General features: G+C 41.2%; 14 protein-coding genes. 7 read left to right on the top strand and 7 right to left on the bottom strand.

From position 1 onward, the window contains the following. Nucleotides 1-14 precede the first annotated feature (14 nt). Nucleotides 15-1,130 carry a universal stress protein gene (locus tag CAL7507_RS11855; RefSeq protein WP_083862894.1) on the top strand — a complete coding sequence of 372 codons (1,116 nt, stop codon included), beginning with the start codon at nt 15-17 and terminating at the stop codon, nt 1,128-1,130. A 144-nt stretch (nt 1,131-1,274) separates the two neighbouring features. Here CAL7507_RS11855 and CAL7507_RS11850 read toward each other — a convergent pair whose 3' ends face one another. Continuing rightward, the gene (locus tag CAL7507_RS11850; protein WP_015128716.1) at nt 1,275-2,090 is read right to left on the bottom strand and encodes a PEP-CTERM sorting domain-containing protein; all 816 of its coding nucleotides are present in this window, start codon (nt 2,088-2,090) and stop codon (nt 1,275-1,277) included. Nucleotides 2,091-2,542: 452 nt separating this feature from the next. Between CAL7507_RS11850 and CAL7507_RS11845 the strand changes: the two genes are divergently transcribed. The 3 genes from CAL7507_RS11845 to CAL7507_RS11835 all read left to right on the top strand — a co-directional run bounded on the left by CAL7507_RS11845 (nt 2,543) and on the right by CAL7507_RS11835 (nt 6,164). Beyond that, a complete protein-coding gene (locus CAL7507_RS11845) occupies nt 2,543-3,748 on the top strand; it encodes an anhydro-N-acetylmuramic acid kinase (RefSeq protein WP_015128715.1) in 1,206 nt (401 codons plus the stop codon). Between the two features lie 128 nt (nt 3,749-3,876). Beyond that, the gene (locus tag CAL7507_RS11840) at nt 3,877-4,323 is read left to right on the top strand and encodes a hypothetical protein (RefSeq protein ID WP_042341288.1); all 447 of its coding nucleotides are present in this window, start codon (nt 3,877-3,879) and stop codon (nt 4,321-4,323) included. Nucleotides 4,324-4,610: 287 nt separating this feature from the next. After that, entirely contained in the window at nt 4,611-6,164 is a 1,554-nt protein-coding gene (locus tag CAL7507_RS11835) for a serine/threonine-protein kinase (protein WP_015128713.1), read from the top strand. Nucleotides 6,165-6,621: 457 nt separating this feature from the next. Here CAL7507_RS11835 and CAL7507_RS11830 read toward each other — a convergent pair whose 3' ends face one another. From CAL7507_RS11830 to CAL7507_RS11815, 4 genes are all read right to left on the bottom strand, one after another. After that, nucleotides 6,622-6,819: an NblA/ycf18 family protein gene (locus CAL7507_RS11830; protein ID WP_015128712.1), complete on the bottom strand. Its 198-nt coding sequence runs from the start codon at nt 6,817-6,819 to the stop codon at nt 6,622-6,624. Between the two features lie 534 nt (nt 6,820-7,353). After that, entirely contained in the window at nt 7,354-8,091 is a 738-nt protein-coding gene (locus CAL7507_RS11825; protein WP_015128711.1) for a Stp1/IreP family PP2C-type Ser/Thr phosphatase, read from the bottom strand. A 17-nt stretch (nt 8,092-8,108) separates the two neighbouring features. Next, nucleotides 8,109-9,794, bottom strand: coding sequence for an AarF/ABC1/UbiB kinase family protein (locus tag CAL7507_RS11820; RefSeq protein ID WP_042341287.1), 1,686 nt, complete (start codon nt 9,792-9,794; stop codon nt 8,109-8,111). A 130-nt stretch (nt 9,795-9,924) separates the two neighbouring features. After that, on the bottom strand, nt 9,925-10,245 hold the full coding sequence (locus tag CAL7507_RS11815) for a DUF6825 family protein (protein WP_015128709.1): 321 nt from the start codon (nt 10,243-10,245) through the stop codon (nt 9,925-9,927). Between the two features lie 352 nt (nt 10,246-10,597). Between CAL7507_RS11815 and CAL7507_RS11810 the strand changes: the two genes are divergently transcribed. Together CAL7507_RS11810 and CAL7507_RS30765 are read left to right on the top strand one after the other, a co-directional pair. After that, nucleotides 10,598-11,959 carry a DUF1822 family protein gene (locus CAL7507_RS11810; protein ID WP_015128708.1) on the top strand — a complete coding sequence of 454 codons (1,362 nt, stop codon included), beginning with the start codon at nt 10,598-10,600 and terminating at the stop codon, nt 11,957-11,959. A 20-nt stretch (nt 11,960-11,979) separates the two neighbouring features. Next, nucleotides 11,980-14,592 (top strand): protein kinase, encoded by a 2,613-nt coding sequence (locus CAL7507_RS30765; RefSeq protein WP_015128707.1) that lies wholly within the window; start codon nt 11,980-11,982, stop codon nt 14,590-14,592. A 441-nt stretch (nt 14,593-15,033) separates the two neighbouring features. Here CAL7507_RS30765 and CAL7507_RS11800 read toward each other — a convergent pair whose 3' ends face one another. Then, nucleotides 15,034-16,380: an O-antigen ligase gene (locus CAL7507_RS11800; protein WP_015128706.1), complete on the bottom strand. Its 1,347-nt coding sequence runs from the start codon at nt 16,378-16,380 to the stop codon at nt 15,034-15,036. Next, complete coding sequence (locus CAL7507_RS11795; RefSeq protein ID WP_015128705.1) at nt 16,362-17,204, bottom strand: YaaW family protein; 843 nt, start codon at nt 17,202-17,204, stop codon at nt 16,362-16,364. The genes CAL7507_RS11800 and CAL7507_RS11795 overlap by 19 nt, the downstream gene beginning before the upstream one ends. A 242-nt stretch (nt 17,205-17,446) precedes the next feature. On the opposite strand from CAL7507_RS11795, the gene CAL7507_RS11790 reads away from it, so the two are divergent. Then, nucleotides 17,447-18,514, top strand: a complete 1,068-nt coding sequence (locus CAL7507_RS11790) for an NAD(P)/FAD-dependent oxidoreductase (RefSeq protein WP_015128704.1) — start codon at nt 17,447-17,449, stop codon at nt 18,512-18,514. The last annotated feature ends 290 nt before the right edge of the window (nt 18,515-18,804 follow it).

The raw sequence follows: 18,804 nt of genomic DNA, 5'->3' as shown, positions 1-18,804 counted from the left end.
CTGGTACTAAACCTTTGACTTCTGCGAATTCTTCCCTTTATCCGGTGCGGCGGGGTAAACACAAAATCTTTATTGGCATGGCTCCTGGTGTAGGCAAAACCTTTCGGATGCTCGAAGAAGGACATGCACTTAAACAGGAAGGCATCGATGTCGTCATAGGCCTTTTGGAAACCCACGGACGGAAGGAAACGATGGAAAAGGCTGAGGGGTGGGAGATTGTACCCCGTCAGCAAATTCCGCGAGGTGGGTTGACGCTGACTGAAATGGATACAGAGGCAATTTTAAAGCGATCGCCCCAATTGGCACTAATCGATGAACTCGCTCATACCAATGTTCCTGGCTCTCTAAGAGAAAAACGCTACGAAGATGTACAACTAATATTGGCAGCAGGCATTGATGTCTACTCCACAATGAATATTCAGCATCTAGAAAGTCTGAATGATTTAGTAGCAAGAATTACAGGTGTAGTAGTACGTGAGCGCGTCCCTGACCGTATTTTAGAAGAAGCAGACGAAGTAGTAGTAATTGATGTTACACCTGAGACATTACAAGAACGGTTGCTAGAAGGCAAAATTTACGCCACAGAAAAAATCCAGCAATCACTCGATAACTTTTTTCAACGACGCAATCTCATTGCTTTACGAGAATTGGCGTTGCGGGAAGTAGCAGACAATATTGAAGAAGATGCGATCGCCTCTAGCCCTAATGGCAAATTCTGTAATGTTCATGAGCGGGTTTTGGTGTGTGTATCGACTTATCCCAACTCAGTGCAGCTTTTACGCCGGGGTGCTAGGCTCGCTAACTACATGAATGCACCACTTTATGTTTTATTTGTCGCTGATCCAGAACGCTTCCTCACAAAGGAGGAAAGCTTACACATCCACACCTGTGAAAAGCTGTGCAAAGAATTTTCCGGGACTTTTATTCGGGTGACTAACAGTCAAATTGCCAAAGCGATCGCCGAAGTAGCAGAAAAATACCACATCACCCAAATTGTCATCGGCGAAAGTCAACGCTCTCGCTGGCAAATGTTTCTTAAAGGATCTTTAACCCAAAGATTGGTGCGCTTACTCAAAAACGTCGATTTACATATCATCTCCAGCGAGAAAGCATCTTCATCTAAGCGCTGATTGTTATTTAAATCTGAAAACGCAGAGAAGTATGCTTGGATTCTTCTCTGCGCTCAAAATCATAAATTTTTTATTCAGGTTAGTGGTGATGCATTGACAAAAAAATAAAAACTATGGTTTTTAAAATACCCTAGTCAAACTAAATTAGCCGAGGTTTACAGACTTTTGACTTTTACGCTTCAGCAAGAACATACCACCAACAGCCATCAAGCCGACAACAGCAGTGGGTTCTGGTACAGACTTAGGATCGGGTTTGTATGCTCCACTAGCAATTTTGAATGTGTGGTTATCACTTTCAAAACCACCGCCTCCAACTTGAGACAGTCTAATTTCGTCAAAGTTATCTTGAAAACCTTGAGAGAAGAACTCAAAGAAGCCATTCTTTTGTCCCCCCTGAGCTTTATTAGCAACTTGGGCAATCTCGTTCAAAACATCGTATGTCAATTTATCATATGTTGTATTGTTGAATACTGTTGTAACTGCCTTACCGCCCTTGAGCAACTCAAAAGTATTGCCACCGCTTAAGGCTCCTAGATCAATACCAAAATAGTTAAACACGCCACCATTCTTAGCCTTGATGCTAACAGTACTATCACTAAAAACTGCTAAATAATTGCTTTTATTGTCTTCTCCATTAACGCCAGAAGGTCCCCACTGATCGCTAATAATACCAGTTTTTTGATTAACACTGGTGGAATAGCTGCCTTTAGAAAAAGTGTAATCTACCAAGTCGTTACCCTTGAATAAGCCATTATCCTGGCCTTTACTATTGAAATCGATAGTTACATAGTTCTTATCGTTAACATTTTTTGAGAAAGCTCCTTCATCTGTTACACCTTCTGTCCGGAAAACACCAGGAGTGTAGTCAAAGCCGATAGCATGTGCTGAACCAGCATAGGTGAATGAAGCGATCGCAGATGTAGATAAGGCAGCAATGCAAGCAATTTTCTTGAGAGACATAATTTTCAGTTCCAGTTGTTTCCTGTGTTCTTGCAGCAATTATGTGATTTATTTACTACCAAATAACAGGAGAAAATTACTGGATTTGTGTTTCCTGACAAACTGAGAGGTTGAGTAACTTTTTTGATCAGAATCAGGGTAAAAGGCAGTAGTTTTACTTCTATGGGATGTGAAGGGAATATTTTTTGTTTAGCCAAATCATGAAGCAGTCGTAAAACAGCATCCTGTAGATAAAGAAACTTGTCTTGGCCACTAGATATTGTGAAGGAGTAATAAAGGCTAAAGTTAAGATTCAAAGGAAAATTATATCCGTCTTACCATTTCTGCTTTAAGTTCCGCCAACTTCTGCAAAAATTCCCCTAGATGGCGGCGCTTATTGCTAGTTGACGTTTTTGACAGCAGAAGTTCCATATATTAAACTACCTCATGCAAGCAAAAAACTAACTCTGTTAATGCCTCCAACTGAAAAAACTACTATTCCTTCCAGAGATCAGAGTATCACTCGCGTCATCGGTTTGATCAGTGGCACGTCTGTAGATGGTATAGACGCTGCTTTGGTGGAAATTTCCGGTACGGATTTGGATCTCAAAATTGAGTTAGTGGCTGGATCAACTTATCCTTACCCCGCAAAACTCAGAGAGCAAATTTTAGCAGTTTGTGCTGGTGCTGCCATCTCAATTCCAGAATTAGCAGAAATGGATGATGCGATCGCTTCTGCTTTTGCTCAGGCTGCCCATAATATTCAAATTGATCACCAGCCAGCAACTTTGATTGGTTCCCACGGTCAAACAGTTTACCATCGACCACCAGGGGATAGGGGACTGGGTAAATGCCCATCTCTTGGTTATAGTCTACAACTCGGACGTGGTGCTTTGATTGCCCATCTGACGGGAATTAAAACTGTGAGTAACTTTCGTGTTGCGGATATCGCCATTGGTGGGCATGGTGCGCCACTTGTGCCAAGGGTTGATGCTTTTTTGCTCAGTCATCCCCAAGAAGGGCGTTGTATTCAAAATATTGGCGGTATTGGTAATGTTGCGTATATTCCACCCCGTCGTGATGACTGGCTATCCAAAATTCGTGGTTGGGACACTGGCCCAGGAAACAGCCTCTTGGATCTGGCGGTGCAGCATTTAACCGCTGGTGCTAAAACTTACGATGAAGCAGGTAAGTGGGCTGCGAGTGGTAGTCCCTGCTTGGCCTTGGTAGAACGGTGGCTCAATCAGGACTATTTTCATTTACCGCCGCCCAAATCTACTGGCAGAGAGTTATTTGGTGTGGCTTATCTAGAGCAGTGTTTACAAGATGCTGAAGCATATCAACTTAATCCCTCTGATTTTTTAGCTACCCTCACAGAACTTACAGCTGCTTCCATTGCTCATAGTTACAGCAGTTTTTTACCAGAAATGCCACAGCAGGTATTATTATGTGGTGGCGGCAGTCGCAATCTTTATCTGCAGCAACGGTTACAGTTGTTGTTGCCATCAATACCAGTTTTGACTACAGATGAAGTGGGCTTAAGTGCAGATTTTAAAGAAGCGATCGCTTTTGCAGTTTTAGCCTACTGGCGACAACTAAATCTTCCTGGCAATCTCCCAGCAGCGACTGGGGCATCTGGGGAGGTACTCTTAGGGGAAGTGCATCCTGGTGATTATTAAAGCAAATTAAAAATCTGAGATCAAGATTTCTCAAGGCTATACTGTATTCATTTGTTGCCTAATATTTTCATGTTTCATCTATAATCTATGTTCTTGGCGGCACTCGATCAAGACAAGGAACATACAAAGTGGCTCACACTTTTTTAATGCAACCCGGACGCTGGACAATACAAGGAAGTTGGCTGGAACGTAATGGGATGCCAATCAGCGTCAAGGGTATGACCTTGGTAGCTTGGAATCGAGATAACTGGTTCACTATGGCCACAAAGCTGATTTTTCCAGATAGCGATCGCGCGGAAATGTTTTTACAGTATAAAGGGTGTCTACATGCTGGAGAACGCCAGTATACTTTTTTACTGCAACATAATATTTTAGGTCAGGTTGAAGGTGAGGGCTGGATTGGTCTATCTACTATCGTGCAGCGCTATTGGGTATTGGGCGATCGGCAACGTCGTAGTGGCTTTGAAACCCTATACAGAGTATCGGACAACACATACTTTTTGAGTAGTGGTATCCTGGCTGGTCATTTTTTAAACAGTACAATAGAAGCCAGCCTTGAACGTCAGCCAACATAACATTCAGAAGGAAACGGGAATTCTCTCGGCATTCCTGACTTAGAGGGTTTGTTCAATAATCAATAAGCAAATAATCAATGGTTATCCTTGGCTAATGACTACTGGCTAATAACTATTTGGTCAAGATTGGGCACACTAAATCAGAATCAAAGTACAGAATGGTACATCAAATGAGTATAACTCTACCAATGCTGTTAATTTGATCCAATTTTTAAAGCGCAACATTTACAACCTGTCTACAAGGCAGAAGTAGTCCACGATTGTTGAACATTGGAGTCGAGTTTTCTATGTCAGACCCCAACATTGGTCGCTTACTCAGTAAACGCTACCAGCTTCAGGAGTTAATCGGTACTGGAGCAATGGGTAGAGTTTATCGTGCGAAGGATATTTTGTTGGGAGGCGTACCTGTTGCAGTGAAGTTTCTCGCCCTGTCTATTCAAAATGAGAAGATGCGATTACAAGATCGCTTTGAGCGAGAAGCAAAAACCTGCGCCTTACTAGGACAAAAAAGTATTCATATTGTCCGAGTTATGGACTATGGGGTAGATGAAAAAAATACCCCTTTTTATGTCATGGAATATTTGCAAGGACAAAGTCTCAGCACTGTTATTCGTCAAGAAAGTTTGTCTTTAGCAAGATTTTTGAGTATGGTGCGTCAAGTCTGTTTGGGATTACAGTGCGCTCATGATGGCATCTTAGTAGAGGGTGCAATTTGCCCAATTATTCACCGTGATATTAAACCCAGCAATATGCTGGTAATTCAAGACCCCAGTTTTGGAGAGTTAGTCAAGGTTTTAGACTTTGGTATTGCCAAGTTACTACAGTCGGATAGCAATATGACTAACTATTATTTAGGTACCCTGGCTTATTCTTCTCCTGAACAGATGGAGGGTAAGGAACTAGATAACCGTTCGGATATTTATAGTTTGGGTGTGATGATGTTTGAAATGCTCACAGGCAAGATGCCTCTGATTGTGGCCACTTCATCTTTTGGGGCATGGTATAAAACACATCGCTATCAAGCACCACGAACATTCGCGGAGGTTGCGCCCAGGTTGCAATTACCAAAGGAGGTGGAAAATTTAGTCATGAGTTGTCTAGCTAAGGCACCAAGCGATCGCCCTCAAAACATCAGCGAAATTTTCAAAGTTTTAGCATCCATAGAACAGCATTCCCATTCACACGCAATTAAACAAGAAAGTCATGTGCAGGCTAATGTTGCTCTAGTTAAAGCTGAGTCTAAACAGAAGACTAAAGCCGATGTGCAAACATCTATTGCTCCGAATGAAGTCACTCATCTCTATTCTTGGCCTCAGAATAAACCGATTGCTGATATTGTGTTTTCCCAGTCTATCCATAACAATGAGGAGGTTTTACCTGCCCTGTGGGTGATGCTACCGCACCAGGAGATTCAAAAGCGCTTAGTCTGTACCCGCTACAATCAATTTTTATTCATCACTGTTCCCCACCCTATGTTGTTGTGGATTACTGTGATCTACAACCGTAAACATGGAGCGAAATGGTTGCCCTACTACCTTGACCTCAAAACAAGTCTTGGCCAGGAAATTACTCAATTACTAGGACGAACAGGTTACTACCGTCTATTATTCTTTGCCAGGGAAACACCAGATCGCTGTTCTCATACACTACTTTCTAGTATTGCCCCTGCCCAACGCCAAAGACTACAACAGTGGGTCACAAGCAGTCAGGTTTTGGTTTCATCTGCCGAACCCCAAATGAGCAAAAACTTACTCAAAAATGAGTATGAAAAGATTAAACCTGCGATTTTGACAAAGCTAGAGGCAATGAATACAGATTCTTCTTACGACCTCTCTGGCTAGGATAAATCATCGTATTATATGTATTTATGTAATATAAATATGCTTAAGTATAAATTTTTGTAAATAAAACTCTCTATGTAGTTGTAAGTTTTTTTTATAAAAAATATAATTATTCCCGGTGATGTTAATAAAAGCCGTCCTTACCGAAATCTCCACAAACTTGCTTTTGTAAACAGTTGTGATAGATCAACTCTATAAGAGAGTTATAGGGTCGCGTGTTTTGGATGCCAACAGTAGATGTATTGGGCTGATGCACGTGGTAAACCCGCCTTTTTAGTCGTATTTCACCGAAGTTAGAGCATGTAGACAGCTAAAAAGTCTGTTAGTTTCTAGGTCGAAATATTCAATTGTCAGTTTTGAGTTGTTGATCGGAGTTGACGCCCCAGCATCCCCAGCTCCTTTCCTCCTTGGAACCGAGCAAGAGAAGGAGGTCGCCCACTGCGACACTAGAAGGACTCTATGCCATAGTGGAACCTGAATCTAAGCCCCACTGGTGCTTGAGCAACTCTTTATAGGTTGCCTCCCTTACCACCATTTGCTCATAAAGCTTGACTAAAAAGTCTTTAGCTTGATCATGGCTCATGTGCTGTACCTGATTAGCAAATGAGTGGATATTGAATTGCTGTTCCAAAGACAGTTCGATTGGTTGGCTCATAATTAACTCCGAAAGAAAACAACGCGTAATGGTTATATCGTTTACAGAAGTCCCAAAGGGTTAATAGTTGGACTTGTATCTGTCTCCCATTTGTTCCTCCGTATTAAGAAAGATAACAATAGTTTGACTAAATGCCCACACCCTTTAGAGTGTTTTTTGGTCGGATATCTCGCACTTCATCCTACTGATATAAAACCCAAGTCTGCTAGAGCAGATTCCCGGAAAATTCACTATTTGTGAACCATTAGTAGGAATAACACCCTTATCTATCCTGCCTCAGGTCTTCTAACCTCTCCTGAAAGGAGAAATTCGTGTAAGGATTTGGGAGTGGAAGATAATAAGCGTGAATTATATTCGCCATACCGCATATAGTGCAAGAAGTCAATTTACCAAATTGTGTAAATTTAGCCCCCAAAGTTATCTTATGGAGGCTAAAAGTATTTGTATCAAGTTGTAAATAGGAAAAAAGCTCAGACTGAACAAATTGCTGAGTATATGTACCGGAAAAAATATTTATCAGATGTCAAGCGAGAATTATTGAGAGTTATTTTCAACAGCGACAAGAACAACTGTGATGTTATCGTGTCCACCTTGCTCTTTAGCTGCTTCAACTAGAGAATTAGCAGCTTGTTTGAGGGAAGGGTTGTCTTTCAGGCAATCATTAATCTTCTGCTCGACAAGTTCTTCTGTCAAACCGTCACTGCATAATAGCAAGCGATCGCCAACTTGGATATCTAGCGGTTGCACATCAATCTGATTCAAGTCTTCACGCCCCAAGCAGCGGGATAATACATGTCGAAAGGGATGCAATCGGGCTTCATCTGGGGTAATATCACCCAGTTTGATTGCCCTTGCTACCCAAGTATGGTCTTCTGTCACCTGTTGTAAATGTGACTCTCGGAAGCGATAAAGCCTGGAGTCACCAACGTGAGCGCACCACGTAGATTCTGGTGTACGAAAAAGTACTACTACAACCGTTGTACCCATATCAGCGCGTTCAACGTGACTTTGCTGATCCTGCAATATTGCTTCGTTTGCTCTCGACAAAGCTTGCATTAATAAGTCTTTGGGTAACTCAGGAGATTGCCAATTTTCCTCTAAATACGCTCGAATTTCTTCAGTGGCAATGCGACTAGCCTCTTCACCGCCAGCATGACCACCCATGCCATCGGCAACGACAAAGAATCTCCCTTCTGGGTCAATATAGTAGGCATCCTGGTTGTTAGAACGAATCAGCCCCGGATCGGTAGCACCGATGAAGTTAAGTTTCATAAAGTTTACTACACAAATTAATACATACGGTCATAACGGTCGAGGCGGAAAAGCATTCGGATGAGTATGCCTGAGACAACAGTGGCAATTAAGCCTGCCAACAATGCCAACCATCGATAATTAAACACCAATAGAATCGTAGCCGAAAGAGTGAATGTACTAATGATCAGAGCATAGCTGATTCCTAGCTGGATACTGCTTTGCCGCCGCAGCAGACGTTCTGTTTCTACAGAACGAACCCGCACGCGCATATCTCCCCGCTCTAGTTTTTCTAGAGTGTCTTCTAGTCTACGTGGTAATCCCAAAGCAGTGGTGCTGACTTGAACTGCTTGGCGACTCAATTCATTCAGAAAGCTATTCCCCTCAGAGCCATTCATATTAGTCATAAGCTGCATTGCATATGGTTTGGCAACTTCCATAAAATTAAATTCTGGATCTAAGCCCTTGCCAACTCCTTCAAGAGTGGAAAAGGCTCGCATAACAAAAGTAAAAGTTGCTGGAAATCTAAACGGTTGATTATACGCTATTTCGTATAAATCGTCACTGATGGCTGCCACAGATTGATTTTCAAAAGGTTTATCCATGAAATTATCTAGCATGTACTGGACGGAACGCCGTACTGGTCCGATATCATCCACTGGAGCGATCGCTCCCAAATCTATGAGAGACTGGACTACGCGATCGCCATCTTTCTGAGCAATACCAAACAGCGTTTCCATCAGTCCATCGCGTACATTCGACTTCACCCGCCCCATCATGCCAAAATCGTAGAAGATTAAACCACCATCTGGACTGACAGCAATATTGCCTGGGTGAGGATCAGCATGGAAAAAGCCATTGTTAAGTAGTTGATGTAAGTAAGCTTGCGCCCCTTGGCGGGCAATATTCTTGCGATCTAAACCTGCTGCTTCTAAGGCTTCATATTGACTAATTTTAATCCCAGGAACATACTCCAAGGTCAGTACTCGAGAAGAAGTGTAACGCCAATAAACTCTGGGGACTTTTACCCAGTCGTAGCTGCGAAAATTCCGCCGGAAAGTATCAGCATTTCGCCCTTCATTGAGATAGTCAATTTCTTCCCAAAGAATGCGGCAACACTCCTCATAAATACCTACCCAATCTCGACCCCGTCCCCATTTGGGATGGTTTTGGAAGTAGCGAGTAATTCCTTTAAGAATTTGTAAATCTATTTCAAATAGCTTTTTCAATCCAGGACGTTGCACTTTGACAACAACAGCTTCACCGGAATGCAAAATAGCTTTGTGTACTTGACCCAGACTAGCAGCCGCCAGAGGAATAGGTTCAAAAGTCTCGAAAAGTTCAGGAATTTTTTTGCCTAGTTCTTGCTGAATAATCGTTTCTACTTGCTCATAACTAAAAGCTGGTACTTTATCTTGTAGCTTGGCTAGTTCTTCTACATATTCAACAGGGAAGATATCAGCACGGGTAGAAAACAACTGCCCGACTTTGATAAAAGTTGGTCCTAAGTCTAGTAGAGTGTTGCGAATCCAGACAGCTTGGGTTTTACGTCTTGCAGCTTGCTTGGCTTCAGTCACGCCACCAGTGTAACTCCAAGACTTATTATACAGCCAAAGCTTAAACATTAAAGTCAAGACAAAAGACCAAATGTCTATAAAGCGCCGTTTACTAGAATAGTTGTCACGATTCCAACGGTAGGCCTTATCTGAATAACCTTGTTCCATATGCTTTGCGTACCGTTGGTTTTTTGCCGAATCACCAGGAAGAAAAGACACTTAAGTTCCTAAACTATTTTTGATACAGTGTCATTTGTCATTTGTCACTTGTTATTTGACCCTTGACTCTTGACTAAATTTATACTGAGTTACTGCGATACTTTTGTAACTCAGTTCGCAATAGAGCAATTTCTGCTCGCAGTTCATCAATTTCCGCTTGCAAGTCCACTGAACCAGTTTGTCCACTACTCGTAGTTGACTGACCAACGTTAGCAGATTCTGTGGCTCGATTTGCCCTCTCTAGGACTTCATCTGTAAACTGACGTAGTTGCTCTCTGGCTTCAGCATCAAACTTACCTATTTCGCTTAAAGCGTCTGTCAAAGCGACTTCTAAGCGTTCGTTGAGGACTTCAGCGACGGCTCTGCCGACAAAAAAGGCTTGCACAAGGGGGTTAGTCATAAATTTTTGTTACGTTGCTCCGCAAAAGAATTATAACTTGCGCGTATGCTTTGCGGCTTCTGCTGTGGAGCTAAAGATTTGAGATGGCAAATTTCCAGTTTAGGGCTACAACATCCGTCCTGATGACCAGCGGATACAGGCGAAACCAAAACTATAATGTAGAAAACACGCAAATTTATCTGAATAATTTATCAAAATCATTCATTTTGTTAGTGTATATACTTAAATATAGGAATTCTACTTGATTTTTAAACGTAGGGTGGGTATTGCTCACCGTATCCGGATGGTGGTGGGCATTGCCTACATTATTTAAGGCTACTAAACCATATATATATGTGTGACATTTATTTTTATGGAAATTTTAATACAGCTATTACTAGGAATATTCAATGTCCAGCTGTTACAAGGACTATTAGTTAACAGATTAGATGCAATTGTAATCGCTCCTATTCTTGAAAATGTTGTTAATAACCTCACACAAAAAGATAAGCATAGCAGTCAAGAGTTAGAAAAAGCACTCAACCTTTGTTTTTTGTCAGCCCTACAAACTATAGTTAGAGAATCTCATAAAGAACTGATTGGCTTATCTATTATACAGCGTTATCGAGGAGTAACTATCTATCCACCGGAACACCGAGAAGACTTACAATGGCTAGACTGGAAGCTAAAACAGCTTATTAAAGATATTAAGCAAGTCAAGCGTTTAAAACATGTTGATATCCTGTTGCAATCTATAGAAGAAATCGTATCATTGCTCACACCAGAAGGTGAGTTATTAGTTAAAGAAAAGCTCATCGCCATAGCACTCAAAAATGATTCTGTACCAGAATGTTATGCAGCCAAAATAAAGGCAAGTTTATTTGAAAAATTGTGCGATAACTTTGCAGCAGAAATCAATCACAACCCTGGATTAAGAGATATTATTCAGTTGAAAGTATTAGTCAATATTAATAATAAATTAGCAGGTAATCAATTAAAAATCCCAAATTTAGAGAAGCCTGTACACTCATCTGAAGCCAGACGTAGAGTCAAACTAGAGTTCGACATAGAAAAATTGGATGCAGCACGTTTAGAGGCGATCGAGCAGCATCTCCAGACAGTTTTGGGTGATAGTTCAATAAAACTACGAAGAATTGAGGAAGGTTCTATGGAGCTATATTTTGATGGTTCTGAAAAAGGCATGAAAAAACTTGATGCTCTTTTCAAATCAGGAGAATTGAAAGAAATATTAGATATTCCTGTACAAAGTGTAGATTCTGATGTTTCATTTAGCGAAGTAGTAGTAAATTTAAGCCAATGGCTACAAAATATTATTGTCGCTGGTTGGCAGACAGTAGAAGAAGTGTTGGGTACAGAAACAAACAAACTAGTTGTTGCTAGAAGTGCTGTTGGTAGCGAAGGAATTATACGGGCACAACGAATTGATTTAGAAACTGAGCAAACATCTACCTCATTAGCCTTGACTGTTGCTATACAACCGCAAGCTAATGATAATAGAAAGATTAGTCTGGAATTGTATCCAATTGGTAATACCACTCTGCCATTGAGTCTTAAATGTTTAGTACTGGATACATCTGAACAGGTTATTAAACAAGTCCAAACAGAAAAACCTGAGCGATGGATTCGTATAGATATTAATGGCAAAACAACAGAGTATTTTCGGTTAAAAATCGAGTTTGGTGATTTTAGTACAATTAGAAGCTTTGTGATTTAACCTTCTGTAAAGTAACAACAATGAGCAAGTTAGTTCTAATCTCCATAGACGAGAATTTTGATAGCAGTTTGACTTTCCGCTTGCAGATTTTTACAGAAGGAGATAGCCAACAAAGAATTGCCTCTGCGAAAGGAAAACTACCTCCAGCCAAAGATGTACATGATAAATATCTTAAATGGCAGTCTCCTTATAGTAGCTATGTGTTGAGACTAAATCCCAGATTCAGTGCTGAAGGAGGTACTGCAAGCGGTTTCATTGATGAAATCAAAGCAGCGAAACAACAGTTTGAATCCAGTTTTAATGAGTGGCTACAACCAGGTTATCAATTTAGTCCTATCCGCGAAGCACTATTAGAAAATCTCAAAGACCAAAATGAGGACATTCGAGTTATTTTTGAAATTGAAAATCTAGAGTTGCAGCGTTTACCTTGGCATCTTTGGCATTATTTCTTTGAGCGTTACCATCGAGCTGAAGTAGCTTTAGCGATAGATGTGAAGACATCTCCAATAGAGAATTTTAAAAACAAAGTCACTATCTTGTCAGTTTTGGGAAAAAGGGAAGCTATTGGGAATGTGACAAGAATTAATATTGAAAAAGACTGGGAAATATTAAAGCAATTGGCTCAAAATCATAATGCTATACACATTCCTTCAGAAAAGCCATATTTAGAAAAATTATACGAGCAAATTGATGAGCATAAACCACACATATTTTTCTTTGCTGGTCATAGCCGTACAGAAAAGGATCATCTAAGTGGTATTATCGAGCTTAATGATGAAGAAACTATAACGATTGAGCACTTAAAACCAAAATTAAAACAGGCTGTAAAATGGGGTTTACAGTTAGCTATTTTTAACTCTTGTGATGGTTTAGGAATAGGAAGGCAATTAGCTAAATTGCATGTTCCTAATATTATAGTGATGCGAGAACCTGTGCCAGATGAAGTGGCACAGAAGTTCTTACGTTGTTTTTTGGAAGAATTTGTTCAAGGTAAGCCTTTAAATCGTGCTGTACGAAGAGCGAGAGAAGGCATAACCTATTTAGAGTATAAATTTCCTGGTGCTACTTGGTTGCCAGTAATTTTTCAGAATTCAGCAGCAGTGCCACTAACATGGCAACAGATTCAGGGAATCAAAATTGGTGAAGAATTGCAGCATAAACAGTCAGTAAGTAATAATTTAGAAACTAAGATTCAAAGTGAGGAAACTGTTACAGAAAAGGCGAGTTCATCGTCAAATGTAGTTTTACCATTGGTAAATACTTGTCAAAGTTGTGGAGTTGTTAATCCTTCTACGTCTAAGTTTTGCAATAATTGTGGTTTTAATTTGTCCACTTCTAGTACAAAGTTACCTGTTCCTGCGCCTCCTCAGCCAGATATTCCTGCTACCATTGTCACGCCAATCCTTCCTAATGTACCCGTAGAAATAGCATCTTTAGTGGGTTCGGAGCCACATTCAGGGTTGATTATTTGTCCAGCTTGTAATCATCCTAATCCTGAAGGTAATGTACAGTGTGAGGCTTGTTACACTCCCCTATCTGTTCCCGATGATATCCCAGAACTAATAGCACCTTTAGTAAGTTCGGAGCCACATTCAGGGTTGATTATTTGTCCAGCTTGTAATCATCCTAATCCTGAAGGTAATGTACAGTGTGAGGCTTGTTATACTCCCTTACATGCATCTTTAGTAAGTTCGGAGCCACATTCAGGGTTGATTATTTGTCCAAGTTGTAATCATCCCAATCCTGAAAGTAATGTACAGTGTGAGGCTTGTTATACTCCCTTACTTAAGCAACCAAAATTACCTGCATCCCCACCTAGCACCTCTAGTTTGATGATTTTAGACGGACGCTACAAAATCATTAGACAGCTTGGTGCTGGTGGATTTGGTAAAACATTTTTAGCTGAAGATACCTACCTGCCTTCTGGTCGCCGTTGTGTAATTAAACAACTCAGACCTATCATGCATAATCCCCGGATTTACCAACTGGTGCAAGAACGGTTTCAGAGAGAAGCAGCTATTTTAGAAGATTTAGGCAGTACTACAGACCAAATTCCCTCTTTGTATGCTTACTTTCAGTCTGGAGAACAATTCTACCTAGTACAGGAGTGGATTGAAGGTAACACCCTCACAGCCAAAATCCAACAGCAAGGATTCTTACATGAAAGTGCCGTGAGAAAAATTTTAGTCAATTTGTTACCCGTTATCGAGTACATCCATTCAAAACGCATCATTCACCGCGATATCAAGCCAGATAACATTATTTTGCGTAGTGGGAATGGTAAACCAGTGCTGATCGATTTTGGTGCGGTGCGGGAAATAATGCAAGGCAATCTCACCAGTTCGATTATCATTGGTACACCAGGGTTTATGCCGATGGAACAATCAGTAGGCAGACCAGTATTTTCCACCGATTTGTATAGTTTAGGGCTAACAGCAATTTATTTGTTAACAGGTAAATTACCATCAACATTCGCCACAGATCCAGCTACAGGTGATATACTCTGGCAAAATCATACTCAGGGTGTCAGTCCTGATTTTGTAGCGTTTTTGGATAAAGCAATACAACAATCACCACGCGATCGCTATCCCAATGCTAGAGAAATGCTAGCAGCATTGCAAAACAAGTTTTAAAAAACTTGAATTAGTCAATTTTTTCAAAAATCATCACAGTTATAATTAAAATTTGTCACGTGGCATAGGCGATCGCCCACCACATACGTTCGCCTTTTTTTGTAAAGTGTTAATGCGGTGCGGTAAGCGATAGCTATGCCATCAAGCTTATCGCTTACATTATGAAGTGTGGAATGTGGGCTGAAATCTTTGATTTTGCAGAACTGATGAGCAAAAAAAAGGACACCTACAAGAGATGCCCCCAATGTAAAGAAATCCCCTGACGGGTTTCCGTACACCTTCCCAACAATCAGCAACAGTGACTAATTTAGGATTAGTCACACTCACAGTCACAGACGTGAATATAGTAATTTTATTAACTTAATTAGTTTGTTTGCCTCAGCGCATATACTGAAAAAAGTGTTTTTAGAATATTGCCTATCGCCTATACTTCGACTCCGCTCAGTACAAGTTACCTATTGCCTGTTCCCGTCGTTTATGGTCATATACCACTCCACAAATCGCAGATAAAATCACCCAAAAAAGCGTATTCAATCGGAAATCAAATAGGGTGACATCTACTGTATTGAATAACACCCATCCCACAAAGACAAGAAGATAACTGAAGAATATCAATCTGTGTTCTTGATCGAGATAGTTAGGTTGTCGCAACAGTTGGACACCTGTAATTAAAATCCAAATGAGCAAGCCACAGAATAAAAGCGTAATGGGAAGTCCAGTTTCAGCAGATAGCATTAAAAATAAGTTGTGGGGATGTCCCAAGGAAATCTGCATTTTAGCTTGGTAAAGTGCAGTAAAATTCCGTAAACCCCAACCAGTCCAAGGATGTTGCTGAGTTAAAGACCAGGCAAATTCCCATTGAGTTTTTCGCATTAAGGCGACTGGCCTGTCGGGATACATATCATCGTTTAACCGCGCCCAAAAGAAAGCGGGAACGAACCGCCGAAAAAATATAGCGATGGGTGAGGGTGCAAAAGCTGCCAACAGGATGCTAGTGACTATACCGACAACACCACCTACGAGAATACGCCAGCCTTGATAAAGTGCATAAGCTAGACAGGCAAAAATGGCGATCGCCCATCCATTACGTGAATTAGTAAAAATCAAAGCAATGAAATTAGCAATCAGGGCGATCGTCAGAAAGATGAAGGGGGGAGTAGAAAAATCACTCCTAACTCCTGAATTCTGACTCCTGAATTCTAACTCCCGAAATTTTTCCAACCACAACCCTAAGCCAAGGATGAAAACGATCGCTAGATAAGCAGCTAAAGTATTGGCGTGCATTAAAATTGCGGCCATGCGGCCTGGTGGATTTCCTCCTGGTGCGATCGTCCACTCCAAAACAATCCACAAAAACTTTAAATCTAAATTCCAACCTAAAAATAGCTGACCCATGCCCAAAATTATGACTGGGACAGAACCAATCACCAAAATCCAAGTTAGTTGTCGTAATTGAGCAATTGTTTGAATTAAGCTACTTAAACCAGCGAAGATAAAAAAGAATGGTAAGAAATTGAATAAGCCGACAAAAGCCACTGTTTTGTCATAGGCAAACCCGGCGCTCACGATCAGCAACAAACTCAAAAGAGCAAATCCCCAATTCCAGGGGCGGCGGGTAATTGTCCGGTATTGGCGCAACCAAGTGAGTAATGATGCCAATACTATACCCACCGCCCCCAAAAATGGACTTAAAGGGAAGACAAGCAATCCTAATTGAGTGCATTGCCAAGAGAATTGCGAATGAGGATGGGGATGATAAAACGCCTTGTTCAAGCTGGCTCCCAACATTCGGTGCGGGTGAGACGAATTTGTGCTAGAGCAAAGATGGTAGGAATGATCCGACCGTAGTTAGTAGCGATCGCTCTCCACCCCAAATCAGCAAAAAACCAAGCCCACATCACAGGACCAACCACCGCAAAGACGCTGCGAACAGCCCCATAACGAGCCGCAGTTACAGTCATACCCCGCTGCGCCATTTTTAACGTTACATAGCTTTGAAATTGTGTTGTAGCTGCTTGTGAACCTTTAATTGCTGTTTGTTTAGCTACCTGATAAGTAGCAAAGTGGATCGCAAATTGACGAGCGATTTGTTTGAGTACAATTGGCTGTAGCAGCGAAGTCACAGCTAGAGCGCTACCGCCTTTGAAAATTAACGACAAAGGGTCGCGTTGCAAAAATAATGGTAACGGTTGTTGTAGTTCTGATTTGATCAGATGACTCTGTACTCGCACGGTTAATTTTTGCTTCTCCCATTCAGGTAATTTTTTCCACACCTTTCCTAGAAGATGCAAAAATACCTCGGCTTCTAAATCAACAGTTGCCAATTGATGAGAATAGGTAATTTTTAAATACTTACACACTTGAACTAGTGCTTGTCGATAGGTAACTTGGTTTGTACGTCCCCGTAATACTGTCATCCCATCAGCTGCCAAAAAACGGAAACGATTCTCTAGTGTATCTAGCCAAGCTCTGCGGTCTTGGCTCTGCACTTCAATGGGTTCAGGTGTGTGAACATAATCTAGGGGATTAAACTTGCGACTAAACAAGATTGCGGTTAAGTCTTGTAATTCTTCTTCACTGGCTAGCTCTAACGCCGCCCGTAGTTCGTCCAACTTCCCTTCCTCCCATGCTGCTTTCTGTACTCTATTCTATTATTAGCTTTCATCTGTCATTGGTTGTTTGTCATTTGTCAGGAGTTAGGAGTTAGGAGTCAGGAGTCAGGAGTTAGGAGTTAGGAGTCAAGAGTCAAGGGTCAAGAGTTGTTACCCATTACTCATTACTCATTACTCATTACTCAATCCCCAGTCCCCAGTCCCCAATACCCAATACCCAATCACTAAAGGACGATAGATTAATGCCTGATGTTGCAATCATTGGTGCTGGTATGGCAGGTTTAGTCTGCGCCCAGCAGTTAAGTCAAGCTGGATATTCGGTGCTGGTTGTAGAAAAGTCCCGTGGTTTAGGGGGACGAGTTGCTACACGCCGCTTACATGGGACTTGTGCAGATCATGGGACTTGTTACCTCAAGCCTAAGGGGGAATTATTGGGGCGTTTTGTGGAGTTGTTGCGATCGCGTCATATATTAGAAGTCTGGACGGACACAGTTTCCGAACATACAGAAAATGGTTTCATCTCTCAACCCCAAAGCCCCAGTCCTCGATATGTTGCGCCGGGGGGAATGAGTGCAGTAGCTAAATTTCTAGGCCAAGGTTTAGACATTTTATTGAATCAGCGTGTCGTAGCCGTTACACCAACTCCCGAAAACAGTTGGTGTCTCACCCTGGAATCTAGTACTGAAGAAATAACTGCTCAAGCTTTAGTTGTGGCTATTCCTGCACCCCAAGCTTTGATGCTATTAGCACCTTTGGGTGACAGTGTATTAGAAGCAAAGTTTCTAGAAAACTTACGTTCTGTGGAATTTTCCCCATGCATTAGCCTCATTGCGGGATATCCTCCCACATCCCAACCACTCCCACAATGGAAAGCCTTGACTTTTGTAGATCATGCCGATTTAGCATGGATTGGCTTAGATAGCAGCAAACGTCCTCACTCTCAGCAACCCCATTTTGTCTTGCAAAGTAGCGCTGATTTCGCCAAAAGTCATTTAGATACGGAAGATTTACAACCCGTCGGACAGTATCTTTTGCAAAGTGCAGCCCAAACTCTATTACTTCCTTGGCTAGACTCTCCCGATTGGATGCAAACACATCGGTGGCGCTATGCCTTTCCTAGTCGTCCTTGGCACGAGTCTATTTTATCAGCTGCAATTCCTCTACCTTTAGTGTGCTGTGGTGATTGGTGTGGAGGTAATCTCGTTGAAGGTGCGATGCTCTCTGGATTGGCTGCTGCTACTGAAGTTAACAATCAGCTGCAGCATCTACTTCTACCTAATGTTAATTTTTTAGACTTTTTCACACAATAATTTTATCTATGAATAAACTTATTGCTCAGTGTAGTCAACCACAATTTTTGTCGCACACCAAATTAAGACATTAAACAATCTGTTTTCTAGATTACATAAGTTAAAAAACAAAATAGCATCGCCAGCTAAAAAAGTTACTTAACTAAGTAAGAAGGATTACAAAATAAGTTTAATTTTACTAAAGATTTGTCTATAGCAAATCTTGACTGTTAGCATAAAAATTGATCCCTAATAGTTTTTACTGCGTTTTGTGTAGTTTGTGGCTGAGAAAGTGAAAATTTGAAATAATT

Source organism: Calothrix sp. PCC 7507 (genome assembly GCF_000316575.1).
Lineage (GTDB): Bacteria > Cyanobacteriota > Cyanobacteriia > Cyanobacteriales > Nostocaceae > Fortiea.
This window is presented reverse-complemented; position numbering and strand designations above follow the sequence as displayed.

Coding starts and splice junctions, on each gene's coding strand:
- CAL7507_RS11800 (WP_015128706.1), bottom strand. CDS start 16,380: ATGTTGGGAGCCAGCTTGAACAAGGCGTTTTATCATCCCCATCCTCAT.
- CAL7507_RS11820 (WP_042341287.1), bottom strand. CDS start 9,794: ATGGAACAAGGTTATTCAGATAAGGCCTACCGTTGGAATCGTGACAAC.
- CAL7507_RS30765 (WP_015128707.1), top strand. CDS start 11,980: ATGAGCAAGTTAGTTCTAATCTCCATAGACGAGAATTTTGATAGCAGT.
- CAL7507_RS11790 (WP_015128704.1), top strand. CDS start 17,447: ATGCCTGATGTTGCAATCATTGGTGCTGGTATGGCAGGTTTAGTCTGC.
- CAL7507_RS11810 (WP_015128708.1), top strand. CDS start 10,598: ATGGAAATTTTAATACAGCTATTACTAGGAATATTCAATGTCCAGCTG.
- CAL7507_RS11850 (WP_015128716.1), bottom strand. CDS start 2,090: ATGTCTCTCAAGAAAATTGCTTGCATTGCTGCCTTATCTACATCTGCG.
- CAL7507_RS11845 (WP_015128715.1), top strand. CDS start 2,543: ATGCCTCCAACTGAAAAAACTACTATTCCTTCCAGAGATCAGAGTATC.
- CAL7507_RS11815 (WP_015128709.1), bottom strand. CDS start 10,245: ATGACTAACCCCCTTGTGCAAGCCTTTTTTGTCGGCAGAGCCGTCGCT.
- CAL7507_RS11835 (WP_015128713.1), top strand. CDS start 4,611: ATGTCAGACCCCAACATTGGTCGCTTACTCAGTAAACGCTACCAGCTT.
- CAL7507_RS11825 (WP_015128711.1), bottom strand. CDS start 8,091: ATGAAACTTAACTTCATCGGTGCTACCGATCCGGGGCTGATTCGTTCT.
- CAL7507_RS11830 (WP_015128712.1), bottom strand. CDS start 6,819: ATGAGCCAACCAATCGAACTGTCTTTGGAACAGCAATTCAATATCCAC.